The organism is Serratia plymuthica NBRC 102599 (assembly GCF_001590925.1).
Classification (GTDB): domain Bacteria; phylum Pseudomonadota; class Gammaproteobacteria; order Enterobacterales; family Enterobacteriaceae; genus Serratia; species Serratia plymuthica.
Genome location: NZ_BCTU01000038.1, coordinates 1 through 26,061 on the forward strand (window position 1 = coordinate 1; position 26,061 = coordinate 26,061).

Annotated in this window: 23 protein-coding genes; 13 read left to right on the plus strand and 10 right to left on the minus strand. The window is 54.9% G+C overall.

All coding sequences use genetic code 11. The annotated features are described in order from the left end of the window. Positions 1 to 24: 24 nt before the first annotated feature. Together mobB and mobA are read right to left on the minus strand one after the other, a co-directional pair. Positions 25 to 540 (minus strand): molybdopterin-guanine dinucleotide biosynthesis protein MobB, encoded by a 516-nt coding sequence (gene mobB, locus SPL01S_RS22295; RefSeq protein WP_063202903.1) that lies wholly within the window; start codon positions 538 to 540, stop codon positions 25 to 27. Further along, positions 533 to 1,126 carry a molybdenum cofactor guanylyltransferase MobA gene (gene mobA / locus SPL01S_RS22300; RefSeq protein WP_062869086.1) on the minus strand — a complete coding sequence of 198 codons (594 nt, stop codon included), beginning with the start codon at positions 1,124 to 1,126 and terminating at the stop codon, positions 533 to 535. The genes mobB and mobA overlap by 8 nt, the downstream gene beginning before the upstream one ends. 151 nt (positions 1,127 to 1,277) lie before the next feature. Between mobA and SPL01S_RS22305 the strand changes: the two genes are divergently transcribed. The 3 genes from SPL01S_RS22305 to dsbA all read left to right on the plus strand — a co-directional run bounded on the left by SPL01S_RS22305 (position 1,278) and on the right by dsbA (position 3,290). Continuing rightward, entirely contained in the window at positions 1,278 to 1,547 is a 270-nt protein-coding gene (locus SPL01S_RS22305; RefSeq protein WP_063202905.1) for a YihD family protein, read from the plus strand. A gap of 103 nt (positions 1,548 to 1,650) precedes the next feature. Beyond that, positions 1,651 to 2,637, plus strand: a complete 987-nt coding sequence (locus SPL01S_RS22310) for a serine/threonine protein kinase (RefSeq protein WP_063202907.1) — start codon at positions 1,651 to 1,653, stop codon at positions 2,635 to 2,637. A 29-nt stretch (positions 2,638 to 2,666) separates the two neighbouring features. Beyond that, positions 2,667 to 3,290, plus strand: coding sequence for a thiol:disulfide interchange protein DsbA (gene dsbA, locus SPL01S_RS22315; RefSeq protein ID WP_004953465.1), 624 nt, complete (start codon positions 2,667 to 2,669; stop codon positions 3,288 to 3,290). 43 nt (positions 3,291 to 3,333) lie between these two features. On the opposite strand, the gene yihG is transcribed toward dsbA, so the two are convergent. Further along, complete coding sequence (gene yihG, locus SPL01S_RS22320) at positions 3,334 to 4,230, minus strand: 1-acylglycerol-3-phosphate O-acyltransferase, YihG family (RefSeq protein ID WP_006328973.1); 897 nt, start codon at positions 4,228 to 4,230, stop codon at positions 3,334 to 3,336. Between the two features lie 499 nt (positions 4,231 to 4,729). On the opposite strand from yihG, the gene polA reads away from it, so the two are divergent. Both polA and spfP read left to right on the plus strand, forming a co-directional pair. Beyond that, positions 4,730 to 7,531 carry a DNA polymerase I gene (gene polA, locus SPL01S_RS22325; protein WP_063202909.1) on the plus strand — a complete coding sequence of 934 codons (2,802 nt, stop codon included), beginning with the start codon at positions 4,730 to 4,732 and terminating at the stop codon, positions 7,529 to 7,531. 208 nt (positions 7,532 to 7,739) lie between these two features. Then, positions 7,740 to 7,787, plus strand: coding sequence for a small protein SpfP (spfP, locus tag SPL01S_RS25885; RefSeq protein WP_071892919.1), 48 nt, complete (start codon positions 7,740 to 7,742; stop codon positions 7,785 to 7,787). Positions 7,788 to 8,062: 275 nt separating this feature from the next. Here the strand turns inward: spfP and yihA are convergent, their stop codons facing one another. Further along, positions 8,063 to 8,710 (minus strand): ribosome biogenesis GTP-binding protein YihA/YsxC, encoded by a 648-nt coding sequence (gene yihA / locus SPL01S_RS22330; RefSeq protein ID WP_004953443.1) that lies wholly within the window; start codon positions 8,708 to 8,710, stop codon positions 8,063 to 8,065. 743 nt (positions 8,711 to 9,453) lie between these two features. On the opposite strand from yihA, the gene yihI reads away from it, so the two are divergent. Next, entirely contained in the window at positions 9,454 to 10,002 is a 549-nt protein-coding gene (gene yihI, locus SPL01S_RS22340; protein WP_020440002.1) for a Der GTPase-activating protein YihI, read from the plus strand. Positions 10,003 to 10,184: 182 nt separating this feature from the next. Continuing rightward, positions 10,185 to 11,558, plus strand: coding sequence for an oxygen-independent coproporphyrinogen III oxidase (gene hemN / locus SPL01S_RS22345; protein WP_063202911.1), 1,374 nt, complete (start codon positions 10,185 to 10,187; stop codon positions 11,556 to 11,558). 35 nt (positions 11,559 to 11,593) lie between these two features. Here the strand turns inward: hemN and SPL01S_RS25360 are convergent, their stop codons facing one another. From SPL01S_RS25360 to glnA, 4 genes are all read right to left on the minus strand, one after another. Then, positions 11,594 to 11,716, minus strand: a complete 123-nt coding sequence (locus SPL01S_RS25360; RefSeq protein WP_006320185.1) for a YshB family small membrane protein — start codon at positions 11,714 to 11,716, stop codon at positions 11,594 to 11,596. Between the two features lie 113 nt (positions 11,717 to 11,829). Continuing rightward, on the minus strand, positions 11,830 to 13,242 hold the full coding sequence (glnG, locus tag SPL01S_RS22350) for a nitrogen regulation protein NR(I) (RefSeq protein ID WP_062869081.1): 1,413 nt from the start codon (positions 13,240 to 13,242) through the stop codon (positions 11,830 to 11,832). A gap of 8 nt (positions 13,243 to 13,250) precedes the next feature. Further along, positions 13,251 to 14,300 (minus strand): nitrogen regulation protein NR(II), encoded by a 1,050-nt coding sequence (gene glnL, locus SPL01S_RS22355; protein WP_004953431.1) that lies wholly within the window; start codon positions 14,298 to 14,300, stop codon positions 13,251 to 13,253. Positions 14,301 to 14,488: 188 nt separating this feature from the next. Next, positions 14,489 to 15,898, minus strand: coding sequence for a glutamate--ammonia ligase (gene glnA, locus SPL01S_RS22360; protein WP_013815047.1), 1,410 nt, complete (start codon positions 15,896 to 15,898; stop codon positions 14,489 to 14,491). A 370-nt stretch (positions 15,899 to 16,268) separates the two neighbouring features. Here glnA and typA point away from each other — a divergent pair, with 370 nt between their 5' ends. The 5 genes from typA (at position 16,269) to fabY (ending at position 21,192) form a co-directional block, all read left to right on the plus strand. Next, a complete protein-coding gene (typA, locus tag SPL01S_RS22365; protein WP_006328953.1) occupies positions 16,269 to 18,092 on the plus strand; it encodes a ribosome-dependent GTPase TypA in 1,824 nt (607 codons plus the stop codon). Between the two features lie 164 nt (positions 18,093 to 18,256). Next, positions 18,257 to 18,847 carry a glucose-1-phosphatase gene (gene yihX, locus SPL01S_RS22370; RefSeq protein ID WP_004953418.1) on the plus strand — a complete coding sequence of 197 codons (591 nt, stop codon included), beginning with the start codon at positions 18,257 to 18,259 and terminating at the stop codon, positions 18,845 to 18,847. Positions 18,848 to 18,896: 49 nt separating this feature from the next. Then, a complete protein-coding gene (locus SPL01S_RS22375) occupies positions 18,897 to 19,787 on the plus strand; it encodes a virulence factor BrkB family protein (protein ID WP_063202913.1) in 891 nt (296 codons plus the stop codon). Next, a complete protein-coding gene (gene dtd, locus SPL01S_RS22380; protein ID WP_004953406.1) occupies positions 19,784 to 20,221 on the plus strand; it encodes a D-aminoacyl-tRNA deacylase in 438 nt (145 codons plus the stop codon). The genes SPL01S_RS22375 and dtd overlap by 4 nt, the downstream gene beginning before the upstream one ends. A gap of 23 nt (positions 20,222 to 20,244) precedes the next feature. Continuing rightward, positions 20,245 to 21,192, plus strand: a complete 948-nt coding sequence (gene fabY, locus SPL01S_RS22385; RefSeq protein WP_063202915.1) for a fatty acid biosynthesis protein FabY — start codon at positions 20,245 to 20,247, stop codon at positions 21,190 to 21,192. A gap of 38 nt (positions 21,193 to 21,230) precedes the next feature. On the opposite strand, the gene SPL01S_RS22390 is transcribed toward fabY, so the two are convergent. Then, positions 21,231 to 22,892 carry an AsmA family protein gene (locus tag SPL01S_RS22390; protein ID WP_063202917.1) on the minus strand — a complete coding sequence of 554 codons (1,662 nt, stop codon included), beginning with the start codon at positions 22,890 to 22,892 and terminating at the stop codon, positions 21,231 to 21,233. A gap of 282 nt (positions 22,893 to 23,174) precedes the next feature. Further along, the gene (locus SPL01S_RS22395; RefSeq protein WP_063202919.1) at positions 23,175 to 24,575 is read right to left on the minus strand and encodes a nucleobase:cation symporter-2 family protein; all 1,401 of its coding nucleotides are present in this window, start codon (positions 24,573 to 24,575) and stop codon (positions 23,175 to 23,177) included. Positions 24,576 to 24,816: 241 nt separating this feature from the next. Between SPL01S_RS22395 and gltS the strand changes: the two genes are divergently transcribed. Continuing rightward, positions 24,817 to 26,028 (plus strand): sodium/glutamate symporter, encoded by a 1,212-nt coding sequence (gene gltS / locus SPL01S_RS22400; protein ID WP_004953394.1) that lies wholly within the window; start codon positions 24,817 to 24,819, stop codon positions 26,026 to 26,028. Positions 26,029 to 26,061: the final 33 nt, after the last annotated feature.

Genomic DNA, 26,061 nt, shown 5'->3' on the forward strand with positions numbered 1-26,061 from the left:
GGGGGCAGAAAACTCCGGGCGCAGCTACGCTGCGCCTTTCAACCACTCGACGATAAACTCAGCGATTGCCTCAGGCTGGTTAATATCCAGGCATTTAACCCCTGTAACAGGCCGATCGCTGGCTACGGCAATGACAAACTTATCCAGCATATCCTCCAGCGGCCTGCCTATATCTTCACGATACAGAATGATCTTACTCACTGATTCGTGTTTAAACCCTTCCACTAAAATCACATCTACCTTGTCACGATCAAATCGGCTGGCCAGATAGTGCAGATCAAGCGGCAATTGCTCCGGTGTTTCTGTCATTAGTGCCCAGCGACGATCGCTGGCGACCAATGTTTGATCGGCGCCTGCTTTACGTAATTCATAACTGTCTTTGCCTGGCGTATCTACATCCATATCATGATGCGTATGTTTAATCAGTCCTACTCGGATTTCCCGCTGTCTCAATAACGGTATTAGCTGCTTAAGCAGGGTAGTTTTACCTGTACCGCTATAGGCAGCAATGCCCAGCAAAGGAGGGTGGGGGTTATTCATGGGGGAATCCTTTTTCCTGCTGCCAGCGCAGGCAGTCTTCTCGCGTATTAAGGTTGTGGAATGCGGCTTGCTGACCAGTGAACGTTACCTGGCGCGCGCCTGCTGCATCCAGAAACAGCATTAGCTTGCGATCCCCTCTAGCCAGATAGCCTGCTAACTGGGGCGCCAGGCTGGTGTGCAACAGTGCCAGCGTTGGATGTGCCCGCTCCCCATCGCTGGCATAGGCGGCCAGTGCCGGGCCTTTTTGCTGCCAGAGCTGTTCGACCAACGTGGTGGGAAAATCGGGCACATCGCAGGGAACAAATACTACCCATTCAGTGGCGGCGTATCTCAGCCCGGCCAATATACCGGCCAGAGGACCGGAAAAATCAGTGGTCAGATCGCCGATCGCCGGCAGGCCGCTTTCCTGATAACGGGCCTGATTGCGGTTGGCGCTGATGGCAATCGAGCCTACCTGCGGTTGTAATCGGGCAAGCACGTGCTGATACAACGGTATTCCGGCAACCTGAACCAAGCCTTTATCTTCCCCACCCATTCGCGTGGCGCGTCCCCCGGCCAGAATAATGCCGGTAATGTCCTCGTGCATATTTTTCATCCTGCATTGTGGCTAACGTCCTGATTGTAGCGCTAAAGCCGGTGCGGCATCAGGATTTACCTTTATTGACAAGCTGCTTCTTTCACTGCGTTGGTAAGCCTGTTACTTTGTGTGCTTATTCATTCTATTGGACGGTATTGCGATGAAAACGCACCGCGTAAACGAGCTGATTGAGCTGTTACACCCGGCCTGGCAGGAAGATCCTGATCTCAACCTGATTCAGTTTTTGCAAAAGTTGGCGCAAGAAGCCGGTTTTCAGGGGGATTTGGCTGAACTGAGTGATGATATTCTTATCTACCATCTGAAAATGCGCGGCAGCGCCAGCACGGAACAGATCCCAGGGCTGAAAAAGGATTACGAAGAAGACTTTAAAACGGCCTTGCTGCGCGCCCGTGGCGTTATAAAGGATTAGCATTTGTGCGGTACGGTGAACCAGTGCTCGTGAAATTTGTCATTAATGCTACTATTTCTCATTCCCGGCACAGTGCTGTCACCCAATGAAACTGAATGTTGTTATGAACAACTCCGCTTTTAATTTTCAAACCCTGTCGCCCGACCTGATTATGGACGCGCTGGAAGGGGTTGGCCTGCGTGTAGATTCCGGGCTAACGGCGCTGAACAGCTATGAAAACCGCGTCTACCAGTTTATGGACGAAGATCGTAAGCGCTACGTGGTGAAGTTTTACCGGCCCGAACGTTGGAGTGCGGCGCAAATTATTGAAGAACACCAGTTCGCCGGGGATCTTGCTCAGGCGGAGATCCCTGCAGTTGCGCCACTGGCCCTGCAGGGCAATACGCTACATACGCACAGCGGTTTCTTTTTTACCGTATTTCCCAGCGTTGGCGGGCGGCAGTATGAGATAGACAACCTCGATCAACTGGAGTGGGTTGGCCGTTTCCTGGGGCGTATTCATCAGGTGGGCAGTGAAAGCCTGTTTGTGGAGCGTCCTACAATGGGGATTGAAGAATATCTCACCGCGCCGCGTGAAGTGCTGGCTGGCTGCGAACTGTTGCCCAATGCACAGCGCGACAGCTTCCTGACTGCGACGGACGCTCTGATTGAGGCGATAAAACACCATTGGCATCTGGACTGGCAGCCGCGGCGTTTGCACGGTGACTGCCACCCGGGCAATATCCTGTGGCGTGATGGCCCACTGTTTGTTGATCTTGACGATGCGCGCAATGGGCCGGCGGTACAGGATCTGTGGATGCTGTTGCACGGTGAGCGCCGTGATCGCCTGATGCAGCTGGATGTTTTGCTGGAGGCTTACTCAGAGTTTGCCGAGTTTGATCAGAGTGAGTTGGCGTTGATCGAACCTTTGCGTGCCATGCGAATGGTGTACTACCTGGCATGGGTAGCTCGCCGTTGGCAGGATCCCGCATTTCCTAAAAGTTTTCCGTGGATGGCGGAGTCTGATTTCTGGTTATCTCAGACCGCGGCATTCACTGAACAGGTTAAGCTGTTGCAGGAACCTCCTCTGCAGCTGATGCCAATGTATTGAAGCTTTAACACAATGGAGAGTTTAGTCTTATGAAGAAAATATGGTTGGCGCTCGTTGGCATGGTAATGGCATTCAGTGCCTCGGCTGCGCAGTTTAGCGATGGTTCTCAGTATGTAACCCTGGACAAACCGGTGACCGGTGAACCTCAGGTGCTGGAGTTCTTTTCCTTCTATTGCCCGCACTGCTATCAGTTCGAGCAGGTTTACCACGTTTCCGAGAACGTGAAAAAAGCGCTGCCTGCAGGCACCAAAATGACCAAATACCACGTTGAGTTTCTGGGGCCGCTGGGTAAACAGCTGACTCAGGCCTGGGCGGTTGCGATGGCGCTGGGTGTGGAAGATAAAGTGAGCCCACTGATGTTTGAAGCCGTACAAAAAACTCAGACCGTGCAAACCCCTGATGATATCCGTAACGTGTTTGTCAAAGCCGGCGTGAGTGCGGAAGACTATGATGCGGCCTGGAACAGCTTTGTGGTGAAATCCCTGGTGGTTCAACAGGAGAAAGCTGCGGAAGATCTGCAGCTGCGCGGTGTTCCGGCAGTATTTGTGAACGGTAAGTTTATGGTTAAAAATGATGGCCTGGACACCAGCTCGATGGATGCCTACGTGAAGCAATTCGCCGACGTGGTTAAATTCCTCAGCCAGCAGAAATAACTGAGATTGAAAGTGAAGAACGCCGGCTGAGCCGGCGTTTTTTTTAACTGTATTGCCGCTTTAACTTATCCAACAGCCTGTCTTTTTCCTGCCATAGCGTATTCAGCCACAGTTGGAAACGCCGTTTAAAGAGCTTGTCGTTAAAGTAATCGCCATGCAGGGTTTCATCGATCGGCAGCAGCTCGATTCTCACCACAATGCGCTTTAATCGGCCGCACAGCATATCCCTAAAAGGCCGTTCGCTATTCTCCGGATAAAGCAGGGTGACATTTAACACTTTATCGAACTGCCTGCCTAATGCACTGAGCGTAAAAGCAATACCGGCGGCCTTTGGGGCCAGTAAATTGCGATAGGGGGAGCGGGTTTTAATTTTCTTGGCTTCAGTAAAGCGGGAACCCTCCACAAAATTGACGATAGTGGTCGGACGTTTTCGGAATTTCTCGCAGGAGCGGCGTGTGGCTTCGATATCCCTGCCGCGTTTTTCCGGGTGCTTGAGCAAATAGGCGCGCGAATAGCGTTTCATAAATGGCATATCCAGTGCCCAACAGGCGAGGCCGACAAAAGGCACCCAGGCTAACTGTTGCTTGAGAAAGTATTTATTCATGGGAATATGGTTACGGAGCAGCACGCACAGCACGACAATATCCGACCAGCTTTCGTGATTGCTGATAAGCAGATACCAGTTTTTACGGTCCAGCCCTTCCAGCCCCTCAATATCCCAACGTAGCTGCCAGTTAATGCGCAATAACAGCGACAATCCCTGACACCAGCACCACATCATAAAATCGGCAAAGGCGGAGGTCTGTCGCCAGATGACAGGATAGGGGATCAATAGCTTAACGATACCGGCCAATGTGATGGGGATCGAACACAGCATGGTCACCAAAATGGCGAGCAGTGCCGAAAATATAAAAATAACAGGGGATAGCAGTCTAAGCATGATTATGGGCTGATGGTCGGTGGGAACAGCGTTACATGCCGATATGCATGAACAAAAAAATATTTTAACAGAAATTATGGGGGGAAAGCGCTCACTAACAGCAACAGTTGTTATAGATGAATAAATAATCATTTGCTGCGTTTTCGTGCAACTTGCTCATCTTGTGCTAGGGTAATTGAGTTGCCAAATTTGATTAATAGTGCGATTAAAATCGAGCGCAAGTTATATCCACAAATTGTGTAAAAGTCGATAAATACCCTTCTTCAAAATAACACCATTTAACACGGTGATTTCAATAGGAATTTTATTTTCAATTATAACGATAAATGCATTGTTATAATCTGTTGTCTTTTCTATGCACAAAGTTATCCACAGGTAGGATCTTGCGGATCGCTTCGCATAATCACATCATTTTCATCCGTAATGCACGCTAAGGTTCGTCTCAGGCGGCCAGCTATGGCATGCTTACTGCTATGTCCGATCACGATAAAGAAACGCTATGGCCCAGATTGCAGAAAACCCATTAATCCTGGTTGACGGTTCCTCTTACCTCTACCGTGCTTATCACGCCTTCCCTCCGCTGACCAATTCCGCGGGCGAACCGACCGGAGCAATGTACGGCGTACTGAATATGCTGCGCAGCCTGCTGTTGCAGTATCAGCCAAGCCATGTTGCGGTGGTGTTTGATGCCAAAGGAAAAACCTTCCGCGATGAGCTGTTCGCAGAGTACAAATCACATCGGCCACCGATGCCGGACGATCTGCGCGCTCAAATCGAGCCACTGCACAAAATGGTCAAGGCCATGGGCCTTCCGCTTTTGGTCACGCCTGGCGTAGAAGCGGATGACGTTATCGGCACGCTGGCTCTGGAAGCCGAAAAGGCCGGCCATGCGGTGTTGATCAGCACGGGCGATAAAGATATGGCGCAGTTGGTCACACCGAACGTGACGCTGATCAACACCATGAATAACACCATTCTTGGTCCGCAAGAAGTGTGCGATAAGTACGGCATTCCGCCGGCGCTGATTATCGACTTCCTGGCGCTGATGGGCGACTCCTCGGATAACATCCCAGGTGTGCCAGGTGTGGGTGAGAAAACCGCGCAGGCGCTGTTACAGGGGCTTGGTGGGCTGGATGCACTCTATGCCAACCTGGACAACATCGCCACGCTCAGCTTCCGTGGCGCCAAGACCATGGCAGCCAAGTTGGAACAGAACAAAGAGGTGGCGTACCTCTCCTATAAGCTGGCGACGATTAAAACCGATGTCGAGCTGGATCTTTCCTGCGCAGAACTCGAAGTCTCTCCGCTGGACGTTGACGCACTGCAACAGTTGTTCAAACAGTACGAATTCAAACGTTGGCTGGCGGATGTTGAAGCCGGCATCTGGCTGGAAGGCAAAAAAGGCACCGGCGCGAAAGCGGTCAGTGCGTCGAAACCTGCCGGCGTAGTGGCAGACACCCCAAAAGTGGCTGCGGAAGCGACGCTGTCGCAAGAAGGCTACGTCACCATATTGGATGAGAAGACCTTCGCTGATTGGCTCAAAAAGCTGAAAAACGCCGAAGTATTTGCCTTCGATACCGAAACCGACGGTCTGGATACCCTAACCGCCAACCTGATCGGCCTGTCCTTTGCCGTTGCGCCGGGCGAAGCCGCTTATTTGCCGGTGGCGCATGACTATCTCGATGCGCCGGCGCAGTTGGATCGCGCTTATGTGCTGGAAACGCTGAAACCGTTGCTGGAAGACGAGAAGGCGCTGAAGGTTGGTCAGAACCTGAAGTTTGATATGGGTTTGTTGGCGCGTTACGACATCACCCTGCGCGGCATTGCCTTCGACACCATGCTGGAATCTTATGTGTTGGACAGCGTGGGCGGTCGCCACGACATGGACAGTTTGTCCGATCGCTATCTCGGCCATAAAACCGTTACCTTTGAAGAGATCGCCGGTAAGGGCAAAAAGCAGCTCACCTTCAACCAGATTGCGCTGGAGCAGGCGGCGCCTTACGCGGCCGAAGATGCCGATGTCACGCTGCAGTTGCATTTGGCGATGTGGCCGCAGTTGAAAGAAAGCGCCGAGCTGTTGACGGTGTTCAATGAGATTGAAATGCCGCTGGTGCCGGTACTGTCGCATATCGAGCGCACCGGGGTGCTGATTGACCAAAGTATTTTGGCCACCCACTCGATCGAGTTGACCAAGCGTCTGGCCGAACTGGAAATTCAGGCGCACGAACTGGCGGAAGAGCCGTTCAATCTGGCGTCGACCAAACAACTGCAGGCGATCCTGTACGAAAAGCAAAAGCTGCCGGTCCTGAAGAAAACCCCTGGTGGCGCACCATCGACCAACGAAGAAGTGTTGGCCGAGCTGGCGCTGGATTATCCGTTGCCGAAGGTGATTCTGGAATACCGTGGGTTGGCGAAGCTGAAAACCACCTACACCGATAAGCTGCCGTTGATGATTAACCCGTTTAGCGGGCGGGTGCACACTTCCTACCATCAGGCGGTGACGGCCACCGGACGCCTCTCCTCCAGCGATCCTAACCTGCAGAATATTCCGGTGCGTAACGACGAAGGACGCCGCATCCGGCAGGCATTTATTGCCCCTGAAGGCTACCGCATCGTCGCGGCCGACTATTCGCAGATTGAACTGCGCATCATGGCCCACCTGTCGCAGGATGAGGGGCTGCTGAAGGCATTTGCCGAGGGTAAAGACATCCACCGCGCTACGGCAGCCGAAGTGTTTGGCGTGCCGTTGGACAAGGTGACCGGCGAACAGCGCCGCAGCGCCAAAGCGATCAACTTTGGCCTGATTTACGGCATGAGCGCATTCGGCCTGGCGCGTCAGTTGGGGATCCCGCGCGGCGAAGCGCAGCGCTATATGGATCTTTATTTCGAGCGTTATCCGGGCGTGCTGGAGTATATGGAGCGCACACGCCAACAGGCTGCCGAACAGGGTTATGTCAGTACATTGGATGGTCGTCGCCTGTATCTGCCGGACGTCAGTTCCAGTAATGGTATGCGTCGCAAGGCCGCCGAACGTGCGGCGATCAACGCTCCGATGCAGGGGACGGCAGCCGATATCATCAAGCGCGCGATGATTGAGGTGGATGCCTGGTTGCAAGGTCAGGATGAGCCATTGGTGCGCATGATCATGCAGGTGCACGATGAACTGGTGTTCGAGATACATGAGTCAGTGATTGAAGCGTCCAGCCAACGCATCCGCGAGTTGATGGAAAACAGCATGACGTTGGCGGTACCGCTGAAAGTGGACGTCGGCGTGGGCGCCAACTGGGATGAAGCCCATTGATAATGCGGCCGCTTACCCGTTAATCATCATCGCTGATGAGCTAACTGGTGATAACCTAAGCACTTTTCGTAATTTAGCTACAAGATACGGCGATTGTTTCCCCAACCTCGCCGTTATTACGCGCTAAGTTGTGTAAGTAAACTACAAAAAATTCTTTTGCACTGCGAAAAAATCATGTAGAGTTACAGGCGTAGGGTACAGAGGTAAGATGTTCTATCTTTCAGACCTTTTACTTCACGTAATCGGATTTGGCTGAATATTTAGCCGCCCCAGTCAGTATTGACTGGGGCGTTTTTTATTGTAAAAACAACGCCAAACCATAGTTTTTTCTTATTCATCCCCCCGTTTTTCTGCCTGACGATCTTCTGTTATTGCCCGCTAACTCTGCCGTTGCCAATAAGTCATCATAAGAATTTATGATGGTTTTTTGTCAAAACTGTAATTAGATAACGAAAACGCCAAAGGCTTTGAAAATTGGGCATAAAAAAACCGATGTGTTTCCACATCGGCTATCTCGGCACCTGCGGCAGATTACTCGCCGGCGGCGTCGTCTTCCGGCAGAACTTCCGGCGGGATCTCGTTAAACCAGGTATTCAGCTTCTGGCTCAGCTTGTCGACACCGATTTTTTTCGGTGAGGAGAAGGCTTCTACCTGGATATCGCCCATAAATGGCACTACCGCTTCACGCACCATATTGAGCTGCGCTTTACGCGCGCCGGAGGCCAGTTTGTCCGCTTTGGTCAGCAGAACCAGCACCGGCGTGCCGACATCCACCGCCCATTGAATCATCTGCTGGTCGAGATCTTTCAGAGGGTGGCGGATATCCATCAGCACCACCAGGCCTTTCAGGCAGTTGCGCATCTGCAGGTATTCACCCAGCGCCCGCTGCCACTTGCGTTTCATCTCTTCGGGAACTTCGGCGTAGCCATAACCCGGAAGGTCGACCAGGCGAATGCCTTCTTCCACTTCAAACAGGTTGATGAGCTGGGTACGGCCCGGCGTTTTACTGGTACGTGCCAGGCTTTTCTGATTGGTCAGGGTATTTAACGCGCTGGATTTACCGGCATTGGAACGACCGGCGAACGCAACTTCAATACCTTCATCCCCCGGCAGATGGCGAATATCGGGCGCACTGGTGACGAAATGGGTCACATGATAATTGTAATTCTTGCTGGTCAAAATTTTTCGTCTCCGCGAGGATGGCTAACTGGTTGGCGATTATAACTGCATCAGCGGCAAAAATGGTGTGTTTCTCTGTTTTTAAGCGCCGGGCCAGCAGGGCGTGGCAGTCACGCCGCATTGAGCGTGTGAGACATTTGCCATTCGAATAGTGGGCAATGTCGCTTTATTCGAAAGTGATTTTTGTTCTTTTTATTAAAAAACAAAAAGTTAACATTTTTTTGTGTTATTGAGGGTTGGCATTCCACGGCAGATACCTTGAGCGTCACCTTTGATCGCGTAAAGTAGATCGCAGCACAAGGCTGTGCAGGAGTAAGGAACATCCGGGAAGGGTGACAAACCTCAGGGAGCGCACGGGAAGTGCAATGAGTGACAGGATGACCCCAGCAGGAACGCCTTGTTTGCACCTGAATGTGTGAACAGCATAAGGATGGTGAAGTTATTGCAATCTGGATGCCCGCAGGAAGCGCGCTCAGGGAGAGCGGATGCGAACGGATTGCGCCATGGACGATTTCCCTTTCAGGATGAAGGACGTAGTAGCAGGGAATGCGTTTATAGCAGAGGGAAAAACCAGGATGTTGAGTGTGCGCACGGAGCGCGTGGCAGGAATATCCTTCGAAAGAGGGTGAGAAATAGGCGGCAGGTTTAACCTGCCGCCTTTTTTCTTTGTCCGCTTTCTGCTAGATTCCGCCGCAATCGTATAGCATCTCTATACTGAATCTACATACCTAAGAGCGTACGCTATGAACCAACCATCAAAAGCACCTCGCGCCCCACGCAGCAGCGCGGCGACGTCGAAATCGAAAAAGAAAAGCCGTGTGGAGCTCGATCAGGAAGCCCGTGAGCGCAAGCGCCTGAAAAAACGCCGTGGTCTCGCTTCCGGTTCTCGCACTCAGGTTGAGTCCGCTAATCAGAAAAACAAGGCCGAAGCGCAGGTCAAAGATCCGCGTATTGGCAGCAAAGTACCGGTAGCGCTGGTGGCTGAAGCTAAACCAAAAGCCAAACCGCAGCCTAAGCCGAAGGCCGCAGCCAAACCGCGCCTGTCGCCGGAAGAAGAGCTGGCGAAGTTGGAAAATGACGAGCGTTTGGATGCATTGCTGGATCGTATCGACGACGGTGCGACGCTGAACGCAGAAGACCAGGCTTACGTTGACCAGACGCTGGATCGCATCGATGCGCTGATGGAGCAATTGGGCATTGAGCTGGGCGACGACGAAGACGATGAAAAAGAAGAAAAGCAGGAAGACATCCTGAAACTGCTGAAAAGCGGTAACCCGAAAGACGTATTTTAACGTGCCATGTGGCCGATCCTGGCAATAGCCCTACTCTTGATGTGTTATCTGCTGTGGTTATTCGGTAAACTATGGCGGCTGTCTAAACGCAAAACGCGTTTTCGCAGCGCTTCCGCGGCCAGACAGCGTAGACAACTGCCCATTTCCCGGCCCGGTAGGAAAAAATATCGGAAGGAGTGAGCATGTCAGAGCAGGCAATCGTCTGGGATCTGGCCCTGATCCAGAAATATAACTATTCAGGGCCGCGTTACACCTCATACCCCACGGCGCTGGAGTTTAACCAGGGCTACGACGAAGCGGCGTTTCAAAGCGCCGCGGCGCGTTATCCTGAACGTCCGTTGTCACTGTACGTACATATTCCGTTCTGCCATAAACTCTGTTATTTCTGCGGCTGCAACAAGCTGGTGACGCGTCAGACCCACAAGGCTGATGAGTACCTGGCGGTACTGGCGCGTGAAATCGCCGAGCGCGCTCCGCTGTTTGCCGGGCGCAAGGTTGGCCAGATGCACTGGGGCGGTGGTACGCCTACCTACCTAAGTAAGTCGCAAATCAGCAGACTGACGGCGATGCTGCGGCAACACTTTGATTTCTTGCCGGATGCGGAAATGTCGATCGAGGTTGATCCGCGTGAAATTGAACTGGATGTACTCGATCATTTACGCAGCGAAGGTTTCAACCGCCTGAGCATGGGGGTGCAGGACTTCAATAAAGAGGTTCAGCGGCTGGTTAATCGTGAGCAGGATGAAGAATTTATCTTTGCCCTGATCGCCCGCGCCAAGGCACTGGGATTTAACTCCACCAATATCGATCTTATTTACGGGCTGCCAAAACAGACGCCGGAGAGTTTTGCTTTCACCCTGGAGCGGGTGGCGGAGCTAAGCCCGGATCGCCTCAGCGTGTTCAACTATGCGCATTTGCCGAGCCTGTTCGCCGCACAGCGCAAGATCAAGGATGCCGACTTGCCGAGTGCGCAGCAGAAACTGGATATCCTGCAGCAGACCATCGCTTCTCTGACTGAGGCCGGTTACCAATTTATCGGCATGGATCACTTTGCTCGCCCGGAGGATGAGCTGGCGGTAGCCCAGCGCGAAGGCAAGCTGCACCGCAATTTCCAGGGTTATACCACTCAGGGCGACAGCGATCTGCTGGGGTTGGGTGTTTCCGCCATCAGCATGTTAGGTGACAGCTATGCGCAGAACCAGAAAGAGCTGAAGGCCTATTACAGCAACGTTGAGGCGCAGGGCAATGCGCTGTGGCGTGGCTTGGCGATGACGGAAGACGATTGCCTGCGGCGTGAAGTTATCAAAACGCTGATCTGCAACTTCAAATTGGGCTATCGCGCGATAGAACAGCAGTACGCTATCGACTTCGCCGCTTACTTTGCCGAAGACCTGCAGTTGTTGGCGCCGTTTGAACGTGATGGACTGGTGGAGCGTGATGAGCGGGGAATTCGCGTAACCCCGCGCGGCCGTTTGCTGATCCGCAATATTTGCATGTGCTTTGATCTCTATCTGCGTCAGCAGGCGCGCACTCAGCAGTTCTCGCGGGTGATTTGATGCATAAAAAAACGGCCGCTGATGCGGCCGCTTTTTCAACTGAAGAAATTAATCAGTGCTGCGCACAGCACCGCAGCAACGGCTGCCTGCGGCGTGTGGCTGGCGGAAGAGCCAAGCTCTGCGCCTTGGGAAATAAATACGATGAATGAGTCCAACATCCTGAGCCTCCAGAGTGTGCGACCCGATCATACTGCGACCATGCAGGCTGTAAAGCCTGAAATAGCCGTTTTTTTGTGCGCTTGATTGTATTTTTTATAATCAATGACGCAAGCTATTCCATTCCCAACTCTTTCAATTTCCGCGTTAAGGTATTGCGGCCCCAGCCAAGCAGCCGGGCGGCTTCTTGCTTATGTCCCTGGGTGTGGCGCAGCGCGGTCGTGAGCAGCGTACGCTCCATCTCCGGTTGTGCTTCCGACAACAGGTTTTGATGACCGGAACGCAGGGCGCGATCGGCCCACTGCGCCAGCAGCGTAGCCCAGCTGTCCGGCAGGCTGTGGCCGGCGGTTTCCGGTACGGAGGTTTCAAACAGCTCGCTCGGCAGATCCTGAATTAACACTTCCTGTCCGGCGGCCATCACGGTTAACCAGCGACAGGTATTTTCCAACTGACGCACATTCCCTGGCCATGGCAGGCGGGTCAGCGCGGTTTCGGTTTCCGGATGCAGATTCTTCGCTTCAACGCCAAGCTCTTTTGCCGCTACCTGCAGGAAGTAGCGTGCCAGGCGTGGGATATCCTCGCGGCGCTCGCGCAGCGGCGGCAGGTGCACGCGGATCACGTTCAGGCGGTGGAACAAGTCCTCGCGGAATTTGCCTTCCTGTACCCGCAGCTCCAGGTTTTGGTGCGTGGCGGCGATGATACGCACGTCCACCTTCACCGGCGCATAACCGCCGACCCGGTAGAATTGACCGTCTGCCAGCACGCGCAGCAAGCGCGTCTGCACGTCCAGCGGCATATCGCCGATTTCGTCCAGGAACAGCGTGCCGCCGTCTGCCTGTTCAAAACGCCCCTGACGGATCTGATTGGCGCCGGTGAACGCGCCTTTCTCGTGGCCGAACAGTTCGGATTCGATCAGGTCTTTGGGGATTGCCGCCATGTTCAGCGCGATAAAAGGCGATTTGGCGCGCGGGCTGTGGCGATGCAAGGCATGGGCCACCAACTCTTTGCCAGTCCCCGATTCGCCGTTGATCAGCACGCTGATCGACGAGCGCGACAGGCGGCCGATGATGCGAAACACATCCTGCATCGCCGGCGCTTCGCCGATGATGTCCGCCGCCGGATCGTTGGCCGGCTGGCTACGCGCCGGCTGCTGTTGTTCCTGATAATGGCTGATGGCGCGTTCGACCAGCGCCACCGCTTCGTCGATATCAAACGGCTTGGGCAGGTAATCGAACGCCCCTTGCTGATAGGCGCTGACGGCGGCGTCCAGATCCGAGTGCGCGGTCATTATGATGACCGGCAGCATAGGATGGCGCTGTTTGATCTGCTTGAGTAACGCTAAACCATCCATACCCGGCATGCGGATGTCAGACAGCAACACGTCGGGAGTTTGCGTGGCCAATGCTTCCAGCACTGCATTGCCACTGTCGAAGGTGGCGCAGCTCACACCCGCTCCAGTGAGCGCGCGTTCAAGCACCCAGCGGATGGAGCTATCGTCATCGACGATCCAGACTATCCCTCGTTGCATAGAAAACCTCACTGGCGAATAGGCAGGTAAACCGAGAATTCGGTATGTCCTGGCCAACTGTTAAATTCAATTTTTCCGCAATGCTGATCGATAAGATTACGGGCGATGGATAAACCCAGGCCGGTGCCGCCTTCGCGGCCGCTGACCATCGGGTAGAACAGGGTGTCCTGCAACTGCGCCGGTACGCCGGGGCCGTCATCTTCGATATCGATACGTGCCGCCAATCGGTAGCGAGTGCCGTGCAGAGTGATCTGGAACGCGGTGCGGGTGCGCAGTGTAATAGTGCCACCTTCAGCGCCCAGAGCCTGCAGGGCATTGCGGGTAATGTTCAGCAGCACCTGTTCTATCTGATCCGGATCGTGCGCCATTTCCGGCAGGCTGGGGTCATAGTCGCGCACCAGCGTCACGTTGTCCGGTTTCTCCAGCGACACCAGTTGGCATACCCGTTCCGCCACCTGATGAATGCTCTGGGTAATGTGCTGGCCGGGCCGCTGAGGCCCCAGCAGGCGATCGACCAGGTTGCGCAGGCGATCGGCCTGTTCAATGATCACTTTGGTGTATTCGGTCAGCGCCGGATCGGGGAGTGCCTTGGCCAGCAACTGTGCAGCGCCGCGCAGGCCGCCAAGCGGATTTTTGATTTCATGCGCCAGGCCGCGGACCAGATCGCGGGCCGCCACCTGCTGGGCGTGTTGCAATTGTTCCTGGCTCAGACGGCGTTGGTTATCCATTGGCGCCAGCTCGACCAGGATATAGCCTTCAGGCAGCGCCTGAGCGGTCAGGGAGAGGATATGCGCACGGCCGTCAACCACCAGGGTCACTTCACTATCGGTAAAGCCCTGGCCAGCTCGTAGGCTCTCGCGCATCAGATCGACATTCAGCGAGAAATAGCCGAGCAGCTCGGGTAACGGTGTACCGAAAAGTTTACGGGAACTTTGCGCCAGCAGTTGTTGTGCTGCCGGATTGGCGTAATGAACCGCCAGATCATCATCCAACAGCAGGATGCTGTTGATGAGAGAATTGAGGATCTGCCCAGCATCGGGCAGCTTGCCAGTTGCCATACAGCAGACTCCTGCACCTTTTTAGTGCATCTATGCTACTCCATCCGTGATGCGAGCGGTATGGAATAGTGTTGCAGAAAATACGGTGGAGAAAAAAACCCATCCGAAGATGGGCTGAAAGTTTCCACGGCAACAAAAAAACGACAAATAAAATTTGGTGCGCCATCCGCAGATGGCGCGGTAAAGGCTTAAACGCTGTAGTACAGTTCGAACTCAACCGGGTGTGGCGTCATGCGAACGCGGTCCATTTCTTCTTTACGCAGGTCGATGTAAGCGTCGATTGCGTCGTCGGTGAATACGCCGCCACGGGTCAGGAACTCGCGGTCTTCGCTCAGTGCAGCCAGCGCTTCGTCCAGAGAGCCTGCAACTTTTGGAATTTCAGCTTCTTCTTCCGGTGGCAGGTCATACAGGTTTTTGTCCATGGCATCGCCAGGGTGGATTTTGTTAATCACGCCATCCAGGCCTGCCATCAGCAGAGCCGCGAAGCACAGGTATGGGTTAGCCGCTGGATCCGGGAAACGGGCTTCGATACGGCGCGCTTTCGGGCTGGCAACCACTGGGATACGGATGGAAGCGGAACGGTTACGGGCTGAGTAAGCCAGCATGACCGGCGCTTCGTAGCCTGGGACCAGACGCTTGTAAGAGTTGGTGGTCGGGTTGGCCAGGGCATTGATCGCTTTAGCGTGCTTGATGATACCGCCGATGTAGAACAGGGCAGTTTCAGACAGGCCGCCGTATTTGTCGCCAGCGAACAGGTTAGTGCCGTTCTTGGACAGTGACATGTGGCAGTGCATACCTGAGCCGTTATCACCGTACATAGGTTTCGGCATGAAGGTCGCGGTTTTGCCAAATGCGTGAGCCACGTTGTGAACCACGTATTTGTAGATTTGGATTTCGTCGGCTTTCTTGGTCATGGTGTTGAAGCGGGTTGCCACTTCGTTCTGACCTGCGGTTGCCACTTCGTGGTGGTGCGCTTCGACCACCAGACCCATTTCTTCCATGGTCAGGCACATGGTAGAACGGATGTCCTGTGAAGAGTCGACCGGAGGAACCGGGAAGTAACCGCCTTTTACTGCCGGACGGTGGCCTTTGTTGCCGCCATCGTATTTGGTGCCGGAGTTCCATGCGCCTTCGATATCGTCGATAGCCACGTGGGAACCACGGATGCTGCTGCCGAAACGAATATCGTCGAACAGGAAGAACTCAGGCTCTGGCCCGAACAGCACGGTATCCGCGATGCCGGAAGAGCGCAGGAAGTCTTCTGCACGCTTGGAGATGGAACGCGGGTCACGGTCGTAGCCCTGCATGGTGCCTGGCTCGAGAATGTCGCAGCGAATAATCAGGGTGGATTCTTCGAAGAACGGATCCAGCACCGCAGTGCTGGCGTCTGGCATCAGCACCATGTCAGATTCGTTGATGCCTTTCCAGCCGCCGATCGAGGAGCCGTCAAACATTTTACCTTCTTCGAAGAAGTCGGCATTCACCTGATGAGCAGGGATGGTGACGTGTTGCTCTTTACCCTTGGTGTCAGTGAAACGCAGGTCTACGAATTTCACTTCATGCTCATTCAGCATCGTCAAAACGTGTTCAGCGGACATACTTAACTCTCCCGGATTTATTATTGTCGTCGTCGTGGAACGAATCTGTGGAACTGGCTGTTTTTGCCTTGAATAGACTAAAGCGAAAACTGTGCCAACTTTGCAAAAGCGCTTTAATCGCCTTCCTGCGCGGGTTTTGCACAGAATCAGTATGCACCATCAGTGACGCATTGCACCTATATGGTGCAAATAACGCAGTGTGGGGCACTGTAATGGTGCAAAAGTGCACCAGCTGCTGCTTTTTGCACCGTGAAAGGGATCACAAACTGACCTGTACACAGTTGTTTATAAGAGACTGTTGTGATCTTGTTTAGTACCTCGCTTAATACGTGTACAATAGCGCGCTATTTCTAATGCCTGAGGCAAAGCTGTGATCGAAAATTTGCGTAACATCGCCATTATTGCCCACGTTGACCATGGTAAAACCACCCTGGTTGATAAGCTGCTGCAACAATCCGGTACTTTCGGAGAGCGTGTAGAAGCCACCGAACGCGTAATGGACTCCAACGATTTGGAGAAAGAGCGTGGGATTACCATCCTCGCAAAAAACACCGCCATTAATTGGAAAGACTACCGCATCAACATCGTGGATACCCCAGGACACGCCGACTTCGGCGGCGAGGTTGAGCGTGTGATGTCAATGGTTGACTCGGTGCTGCTGGTTGTGGATGCAATGGATGGCCCAATGCCGCAAACCCGCTTCGTGACCAAAAAAGCCTTCGCTAATGGTCTGAAGCCGATCGTGGTAATCAACAAGGTTGACCGTCCGGGCGCACGTCCTGACTGGGTTGTCGATCAGGTCTTCGACCTGTTCGTTAACCTCGACGCGACCGATGAGCAACTCGACTTCCCAATCATCTATGCTTCTGCATTGATGGGTATCGCGGGCACCGACCACAACGAGATGGCGGAAGACATGACCCCGCTGTATCAGGCGATCGTAGACCACGTGTCTGCGCCGCAGGTTGAGCTCGAAGCGCCGTTCCAGATGCAGATCTCTCAGCTGGACTACAACAACTACGTTGGCGTTATCGGTATCGGCCGTATCAAGCGCGGTAAGGTTAAACCTAACCAGCAGATCACTATCATTGATAGCGAAGGCAAAACCCGTAACGGTAAAGTCGCTAAGGTTCTGACCCACATGGGCCTGGAACGTATCGAAGCTGCCGTGGCTGAAGCTGGCGACATCATCGCTATCACCGGTCTGGGCGAGTTGAACATCTCTGACACCATCTGCGACACCAACGCCGTTGAAGCGCTGCCGGCGCTGTCTGTTGATGAACCGACCGTAACCATGTACTTCAACGTCAACACCTCTCCGTTCTGTGGTAAAGAAGGCAAGTACGTGACTTCACGTCAGATCCTCGACCGTCTGAACAAAGAGCTGGTGCACAACGTGGCACTGCGCGTTGAAGAAACCGAAGATGCTGACGCATTCCGCGTATCGGGCCGTGGTGAACTTCACCTGTCGGTTCTGATCGAAAACATGCGTCGTGAAGGTTTCGAGCTGGCGGTTTCCCGTCCTAAAGTTATCAACCGTAAAATCGATGGCCGCATGCAAGAGCCATTCGAGAACGTGACGCTGGATATCGAAGAACAGCACCAGGGTTCAGTCATGCAAGCCATGGGTGAGCGCAAAGGTGACGTTAAGGACATGATCCCAGACGGCAAAGGTCGTATTCGCCTGGATTACCTGATCCCTGCGCGTGGCCTGATCGGCTTCCGTACCGAGTTCATGACCATGACTTCCGGTACCGGTCTGCTGTACTCCACCTTCAGCCACTACGACGATGTACGCCAGGGCGAAATCGGCCAGCGTCAGAACGGCGTGCTGATCTCCAACGGCCAGGGTAAAGCGGTAGCGTTCGCCCTGTTCGGCCTGCAAGATCGCGGCAAGCTGTTCCTGGGCCACGGTGCGGAAGTGTATGAAGGCCAGATCATCGGTATTCACTCACGTTCCAACGACCTGACCGTAAACTGCCTGACCGGTAAGAAGCTGACCAACATGCGTGCTTCCGGTACTGACGAAGCCACTACTCTGGTTCCGGCTATCAAGATGTCTCTGGAGCAAGCTCTGGAATTCATCGATGATGACGAACTGGTAGAAGTAACGCCAACGTCCGTACGTATTCGTAAACGTCACCTGACGGAAAACGATCGTAAGCGTGCAAGCCGCGGTCCTAAAGACGCTTAATCGCTGACTTAGTCTGCAATGCTTAGGGCGCGTTCTGCGCCCTGAGTTTTTTCCTCTGCCTTTCCCCATTTCTGCCGTGCGCTATGCGCTTTTCCGTCGGCTCTCTGTTCAGCCCCCCCTTTTCCCGCTACAGTGAAATCTCACCGGCCCATCAGGAGAGGACTATGTTGTATATCTTTGATTTAGGTAATGTGATTGTCGATATCGATTTCAAACGTGTACTGGGTGTATGGAGCAATTTGAGTGGCACGCCGCTGGCGGTATTGTCCGAGCGTTTCACCCTGGGTGAGTTGTTCCAGCAGCATGAGCGCGGTGAAATCAGCGACGAAGATTTTGCCGAACGGCTAAGTGATGAAATGGGTATCGCCCTCAGTTTTGAGCAGTTCGCTACCGGCTGGCAGGCGGTGTTTGTCGCCCTGCGTCCGGAGGTGATCGATATCATGAAGCGCCTGCGCAGCGAAGGTCACCGGGTGGTGGTGTTGTCGAACACCAATCGTCTGCACTGCAACTATTGGCCGCAGCATTATCCGGAAGTGGCCGAGGCCGCCGATCATCTGTATCTGTCTCAGGACATCGGCATGCGCAAACCGGACGCCAACATCTATCTGCACGTACTCAACGCCGAAAATACGCCGCCGGAAGCCGCAGTGTTCTTCGACGATCATCCGGATAACGTCGCCGCCGCACAGGCGCTGGGAATCAAAACGGTGCACGTGACCGACCGTAACGTGGTGCCGGCTTATTTTGCCCAATGACCGCGAAGGGTTAAGCTTAAGGCGTACAAACTGACATCAAGGAGTGACCATGTCGTTTTTCCGCCGTAAAAAGTTGTCTTCTGCGATCAAACCCAGCGTCACCTTCGGGCGGCTGCTGTTCCAACGCGTCGATAACGATGGCCTGACCATGCTGGCGGGCCATCTGGCCTATGTTTCCCTGCTGTCGCTGGTGCCGCTGATTACCGTGGTGTTCGCGCTGTTTGCCGCGTTCCCGATGTTTTCCGACATCAGCGTCCAGTTGAAAAGTTTTATCTTCTCTAATTTCATGCCTGCCGCCGGCAACGTGATCCAAAGTTATCTGGAGCAGTTTGTCGCCAACTCCAACAAAATGACCGCCGTCGGTACCTGCGGGCTGATTGTCACCGCGCTGCTGCTGATCTCCTCGGTGGACAGCGTGCTGAATACTATCTGGCGCAGCAAGAACAAACGGCCAATCGTATTCTCGTTTGCGGTGTATTGGATGGTGCTGACTCTGGGGCCGTTGTTGGTAGGTGCCAGCATGGCTATCAGCTCCTATCTGCTGTCGCTCAATTGGCTGGCGCAGACCGGTGTTAACAGCCTGGTGGATCAGGTACTGCGAATTTTCCCGTTAATTCTGTCGTGGGTATCGTTCTGGCTGTTGTATTGCATCGTGCCAACGGTGCGTGTGCCACCCAAAGATGCGCTGATCGGCGCGCTGGTGGCCGGGGTATTGTTTGAGCTCGGCAAGAAGGGCTTTGCGCTGTATATCACCATGTTCCCGTCTTATCAGCTGATATACGGCGTGCTGGCGGTGATCCCGATTTTATTCCTGTGGGTCTACTGGAGCTGGTGTATCGTGTTACTCGGCGCTGAAATCACCGTTACCCTCGGAGAATACCGTGACTACCGCCGGCAAAAGACGGAGCAACAGGATCAGACACAAGAAGGGCAGTTATGATTGCGTTAATACAACGGGTGTTAAACGCCAGCGTCACGGTCAAGGGAGAGACGGTAGGCAAGATTGGCCCCGGTTTGTTAGTGTTATTGGGCGTGGAGCAGGACGATAACGAGCAAAAAGCCGTGCGCCTGTGTGAACGCGTGCTGGGGTATCGCATCTTTGGCGACGAGAACGACAAGATGAATCTCAATGTCCAGCAGGCGGGAGGCAGTCTGTTGGTGGTTTCGCAGTTCACGCTGGTGGCCGATACCCAAAAAGGCATGCGCCCGAGTTTCTCACGTGGTGCAGTACCGCAGGAGGCCGATCGGTTGTATCAATATTTTGTTGGTCAGTGCCGCGAACGCGGTGTAGAAACACAGACCGGGGAGTTCGCCGCCGACATGCAAGTGGCGCTGGTGAACGACGGGCCGGTGACGTTTTGGCTTCAAGTCTAAGTATTTTGAGAGAGAAGGCGTCTATGTATCACCTACGAGTACCCGTAACAGAACAAGAGCTGAAGGATTATTACCAGTTTCGTTGGGAAATGCTGCGCAAGCCATTGCACCAACCGGTGGGTTCGGAAAAGGATGCCTACGACGCCATGGCGCACCATCAGATGGTGGTGGATGAGGGCGGTAAAATTGTCGCTATCGGGCGGCTGTATATCAATGCCGACAACGAGGCGGCGATCCGCTTTATGGCGGTAGACCCTACGGTACAGGACAAAGGCCTCGGCACGCTGGTGGCGATGACGCTGGAATCCGTGGCACGTCAGGAAGGGGTAAAGCGGGTGGTGTGTAGCGCCCGTGAGGATGCGGTGGAGTTCTTTGCCAAGCTGGGTTTCGTCAATCAGGGCGAGATCACCGCGCCGCAAACTACCCCGATCCGCCACTTCCTGATGATTAAGCCGGTGGCCACGCTGGACGATATTCTGCATCGCCCCGATTGGTGCGGCCAGCTGCAGCAGGCCTGGTACGATCATATCCCGCTCAGCGAGAAAATGGGGGTGCGCATCAGCCAGTATACCGGCCAGCGTTTCGTCACCACCATGCCGGAGATTGGCAATCAGAACCCGCATCATACGCTGTTTGCCGGCAGCCTGTTCTCTCTGGCCACGCTGACCGCCTGGGGGCTTATCTGGCTGCTGCTGCGTGAGCGCCATCTGGGCGGCACCATTATTCTGGCAGATGCGCATATCCGCTACAGCAAACCTATCACCGGCAGACCGCGCGCGGTGGCGGATCTCAGCTCGCTGAGCGGCGATCTGGCACGTCTGGCGCGGGGCCGCCGCGCACGGGTGCAAGCGGAGGTGCATCTGTTCGGTGACGACGATAAAGGCGCGATATTTGAAGGCACTTATATGGTGCTGCCGGCCGAGTCGGACGCGCCCCTGGAGCAGGGCGGCTCTGAGGCGATAGAAAGCTGAGTTATCGGCCCTCTTCCCTGGGAAGAGGGCGTGAAAGCCTAGGGTAACTGTTGGTCGACCGTACGGCCATCGCCGGCGGTGGCCTGCAGTTCGCCCTTAAGTGAAGATTTAAACGGGCCATCGCTGTTCAGCAACCCTTTCAACTGCAACTGCAGATTTCCGTCACCTTCCAGCGGAACCGACTGCCATCCCCATTGCTGCAAAGTATTCACCGGCACCGAGCGGCCGTTCAACGACAGCGTAAAGGGTTTGCCCGGCAGTTGTTCGACCGTGGCTTTGGCTTCCAGTAATCCTTTTGGCATAAAGGCGCTTAGGTCGGTGACGTTGATCTGCCCGTCGTTAGCGTTTAGCGCCAGCGATGGGCGTCTAACGTCAATCTTGTTGAAGGTGGCTTCGCTGCCGTTCAGGTTCAGCGTGCCGGACCAAATGCCCCACTGGTGGTCACGCGCCAACAGCAGATTACCGCCGTAGCCGTCCAGCGCGGTGATCTGGAACGGGAAGTCCGGATTAATATCGATGATCAGGTTGCGATTGGTGGTCAGCTTGTTGACGTAAACCTCCGCCAGCCAGTGCGGCAGCGGTTTCAGCCACAGTGCGCGCCAATCTGAAGGTAAAGTGTATTCCAGTGCGGCGACGGCCACTTCGTCCAGTTGCAGGCGATTGTTGGCGCGCAGCCAGTTGCCGGAGGTGCGCAACAATCCGCCTTCCCAGCGGCTGGTGAACTGCTGAATGGCGATACCGGCCGGTGAAAGCCGCATATTCATGATCGGGTCGATCAGGTGGAAACCCCCGTTGATCAGATCGCTGGCGTTGAAGTTCAGCGAACCGTCCTCGCTGCGCCAGTCGCCCTGCTGGACGGTGATGTTCTGCAGCGACAGATCGAGATCGTTGAACGCCCACTCCTTGCCTTCCAGTCGCGCGTCGATCAGATCAAAACGTTTGAGAGTGACCGGTGGCAGGGCGGTAAAGCGTTGCCAGAATTCGGCCAGCGTCAGCGGAGTTTGCATGCGCACACCGCTCAGCCGCAGGCGTTCCACCTGCCAACTGCCGTCGGCGGCGCGGCTGGCAACCCCGGTCAGGTCACCCTGAGCCAGATCGGCACCGAAGTTGTTGAGCTTCAGCTGGTTCTGTTTAAGTTCACCCTGTACCAGCACCTGCGAAGCCGGGATACCGTTCAGCGTCATCGAGCCGGCGCTGAACTGGAACTGATTGTTTTCTCCCAGCGGATGGCCGGCTTTGGGTTGCCAGGGCGTAATGCCGGCATTGACCTGCTGCGCATTGAGCTGCCAGGTTTCATCGCTGGACTGCAGCGCCATATTGCTTAACTGCAACACATCGGCCTGCACCGGCAGTGTCGCGGCTTGCGGCTGAACGGTAAGCGTGCCGTCGCGCAGCGTTACGCTGTGAAAATAGCGCGGTTCAGTGATTTGGCGCAGGCTCAGGCCGAGATCTACCCGTTTGGCGACCAACGCCTGCGGCTGGTTATTTTTGGCCAGTTGGACGTCTTCCAGGCTGATTTGGCCCGGCTGATTCCATGAGTGCGAGATTTTTGCCACCGACAGGCGATATTCGCTGTTGTCGCTGATCCAACGGCTAAGCCAGCCCGCCGCCCAGCCGGTTTGCCCCACGACGTATAACAGCACAATGGCAAGCACTACCAGCAGCAGCAACGTCAGCAACAGTTTTCCGATAAATTTCATCGTCTACATCCGCGTCGGTCAAAAAAGATACCCTGTTTATGCCGCAATTGGCCGGGCATCTCAAGTGCAATGGTCTGATAGGCAATAAAAAACGGCCGCAAGCGGCCGTTTGAGGTTGATGACAACGTTGCCTTTGAGCCCGAGATACCCGGGCCTATGGCACCGAGGGGCGCTCCGGCGGCAAGCCGCTACGACCCCTTCGGCACGCTCTCCCTAATAACAGGCTTTGTCAGCAGTCTGAAACGGCCGCAAGCGGCCGTTTGTGGCAGGCAGCGCGGCGGATTATGGCTTCTCGTGTTCGTGCGGGAACACCAGGTTGAGCACGATGGCGGTGATGCCGCCGGCGGCAATGCCTGAGGAGAGCAGGGTTTTCAGCCAATCCGGTGCGAACTGCAGGATCAGCGGTTGCTGAGAAACGCCCATACCGACGGCCAGCGACAGCGCCATGATCATGATCGCGCGGCGGTTCAGCCTTTCGCGTGACACGATACGCACGCCGGAGGCGGCGATGGTGCCGAACATCACCAGGGTAGCGCCGCCAAGCACCGGCTCAGGAATATGTTGCACGAAATTGGCCACTGCCGGGAACAAGCCCAGCGCGATCAGCATCAGCGCCACCACAAAACCGACGTAACGGCTGGCAACTCCGGTCAGTTGGATCACGCCGTTGTTCTGACCAAAACAGGAGTTGGGGAAGGTGTTGAACACCGCCGACAGCATCGAGTTCAGGCCGTTGGCCAGCACGCCGCCCTTCAGGCGCTTCATATACAGCGGGCCGCTGACCGGCTGTTCCGACACGTCTGAGGTAGCGGTGATGTCGCCGATGGTTTCCAGCGAGGTGACCATAAAGATCAGCATCAGCGGCAGCAGCAGGCTCCAGTCAAAGCCCAGGCCGTAATACAGCGGGATCGGCAGGGTGACTGTCGCCGTTTGCGGAGCCGGTTGGCTTGCAGGCAGCATGTCCATCGCCCAGGCCAGCAGGTAGCCGACCGCCATGGCGATCACCAGCGAGGCGACGCGCAGGTACGGGTTGCGCTGACGGTTAAGCAGAATAATCACCGCCAATACCGCGCCGGCCAGCAGCAGATTTTTCGGTGCGCCGAAGCTGCCTCCGCTCATCGCGGCATAACCGCCGCCGATGGAGGTCAGCCCAACCTGAATCAGCGACAACCCGATAATCATCACCACAATGCCGGAGACCAGCGGGGTGATGATGCGTCGCGCCAGGTGCAGCACGCGGGAGAGCAAGATCTCGGTGCAGGAAGCGACCATCAGCGTGCCGAATAGCGCGGCCATCATGGTGGGGACGTCGGCACCGCCGTTCTTCAGCGCCAGCCCGCCCATAATCAGTGGCGAAACAAAGTTGAAACTGGTGCCCTGAATCGACAGCAGGCCGGAACCGATGGGTCCCCAGGTTTTAATTTGCAGAATGGAGGCCAGACCGGAGGCAAACAGCGACATGCTGATAATGTGCTGAGTATCCTGTGCCGGCAGACCGAGCGCCTGACAGATCAACAGAGCCGGGGTGATGACCGCCACGAACATCGCCAGCAGATGCTGACCGGCGGCAAACAGCGTTTGCGGCAGCGGCGGCCGGTCTTCCAGGCGATAAATCAGTTCGCTGGTGTGGGGCGTTACGGCGGCTTTTTGCACGGCATCAAGCTCGGTGGATGGCATGGTCATGATGTGACATTTCCAGAAACGGCAAAGCAGGCATTTTAATGATCCACCCCGCAAAAGCAAACGGTTGCGCCCTAATGTTACGTCGGGGTTATCAATGCTTATGTCGTATTTTTGTTCATTTTTTCTTGTCTTCTCAGCATTTTTTACTTCTAATCCCACCCTCATCAAGTTTTAAAAACTAAGCGGTTTTCTATAACTTATTATTTCTTATTGGATCTTTTCCGTTACAGGGAGTACCCGGATGTTTCATCTTGATACTTATGGCACGTTAGTCGCGGCAACGCTGGTTTTGCTCCTTGGGGGCAAATGCGTCACAAGCATTCCGCTGTTGCGAAAATACACTATTCCCGCACCTGTCGCCGGTGGTTTGCTGGTGGCGCTCTTGTTGTTAGCCCTGAAAAAGTTCGCTAACTGGGAAATCAGCTTCGATATGTCGCTGAAAGACCCGTTGATGCTGGCCTTCTTCGCCACCATCGGCCTGAATGCCAACCTGGCGCGGCTGCGCGCGGGTGGCAGAGCGCTAATGGTGTTCCTGTTTGTGGTGCTGGGCCTGCTGCTGGTGCAGAACGCCATTGGCATCGGCATGGCGAAAATACTGGGTCTGGATCCGCTGATGGGTCTGATCGCCGGTTCAATTACGCTATCCGGCGGTCATGGTACCGGCGCAGCCTGGAGCAAGCTGTTTATCGAGCGCTATGGGTTTGAAAACGCGACCGAAGTGGCGATGGCCTGTGCGACTTTCGGCCTGGTGCTGGGCGGCCTGATCGGTGGTCCGGTGGCGCGTTACCTGGTGAAACACTCCTCTACGCCGGAGGGCACACCGGAAGATAGCGTGCAACCGAGCGGTTTTGAAAAGCCGGAAAGCGGTCGACTGATCACGTCCTTGGTGATGATAGAAACTATCGCGATGATCGCCATCTGCTTGAGCCTGGGGCAGTTTATTGCCGGCCTGTTGAATGGCACGGTGTTTGAATTGCCAAACTTTGTTTGCGTGCTGTTTGTTGGCGTGATCCTCAGCAATACGCTGGCGTTCAGCGGTTTTTACACCGTGTTCGAACGGGCGGTGTCGGTGCTGGGGAACGTCAGCCTGTCACTGTTTCTGGCCATGGCGCTGATGAGCCTGCGCCTGTGGGAGCTGGCGTCGCTGGCGCTGCCGATGCTGGCCATTCTGGCTGTGCAGACACTGGTGATGGCGCTCTACGCGATTTTCGTCACTTACCGGGTGATGGGCAAAAACTACGATGCGGCGGTACTGGCTGCGGGTCACTGTGGTTTTGGCATGGGCGCTACGCCAACGGCGATCGCCAATATGCAGGCGATTACCGATCGCTTCGGTCCCTCGCATCTGGCGTTTCTGGTGGTGCCGATGGTGGGTGCGTTCTTTATCGATATCGCCAACGCGATCGTGATTAAGCTGTATCTGCTGTTGCCGGTGTTCCCGGCGGTGGGCTGAATAACGTTCGAGAGGTAAAGCAAGGGCGCCATT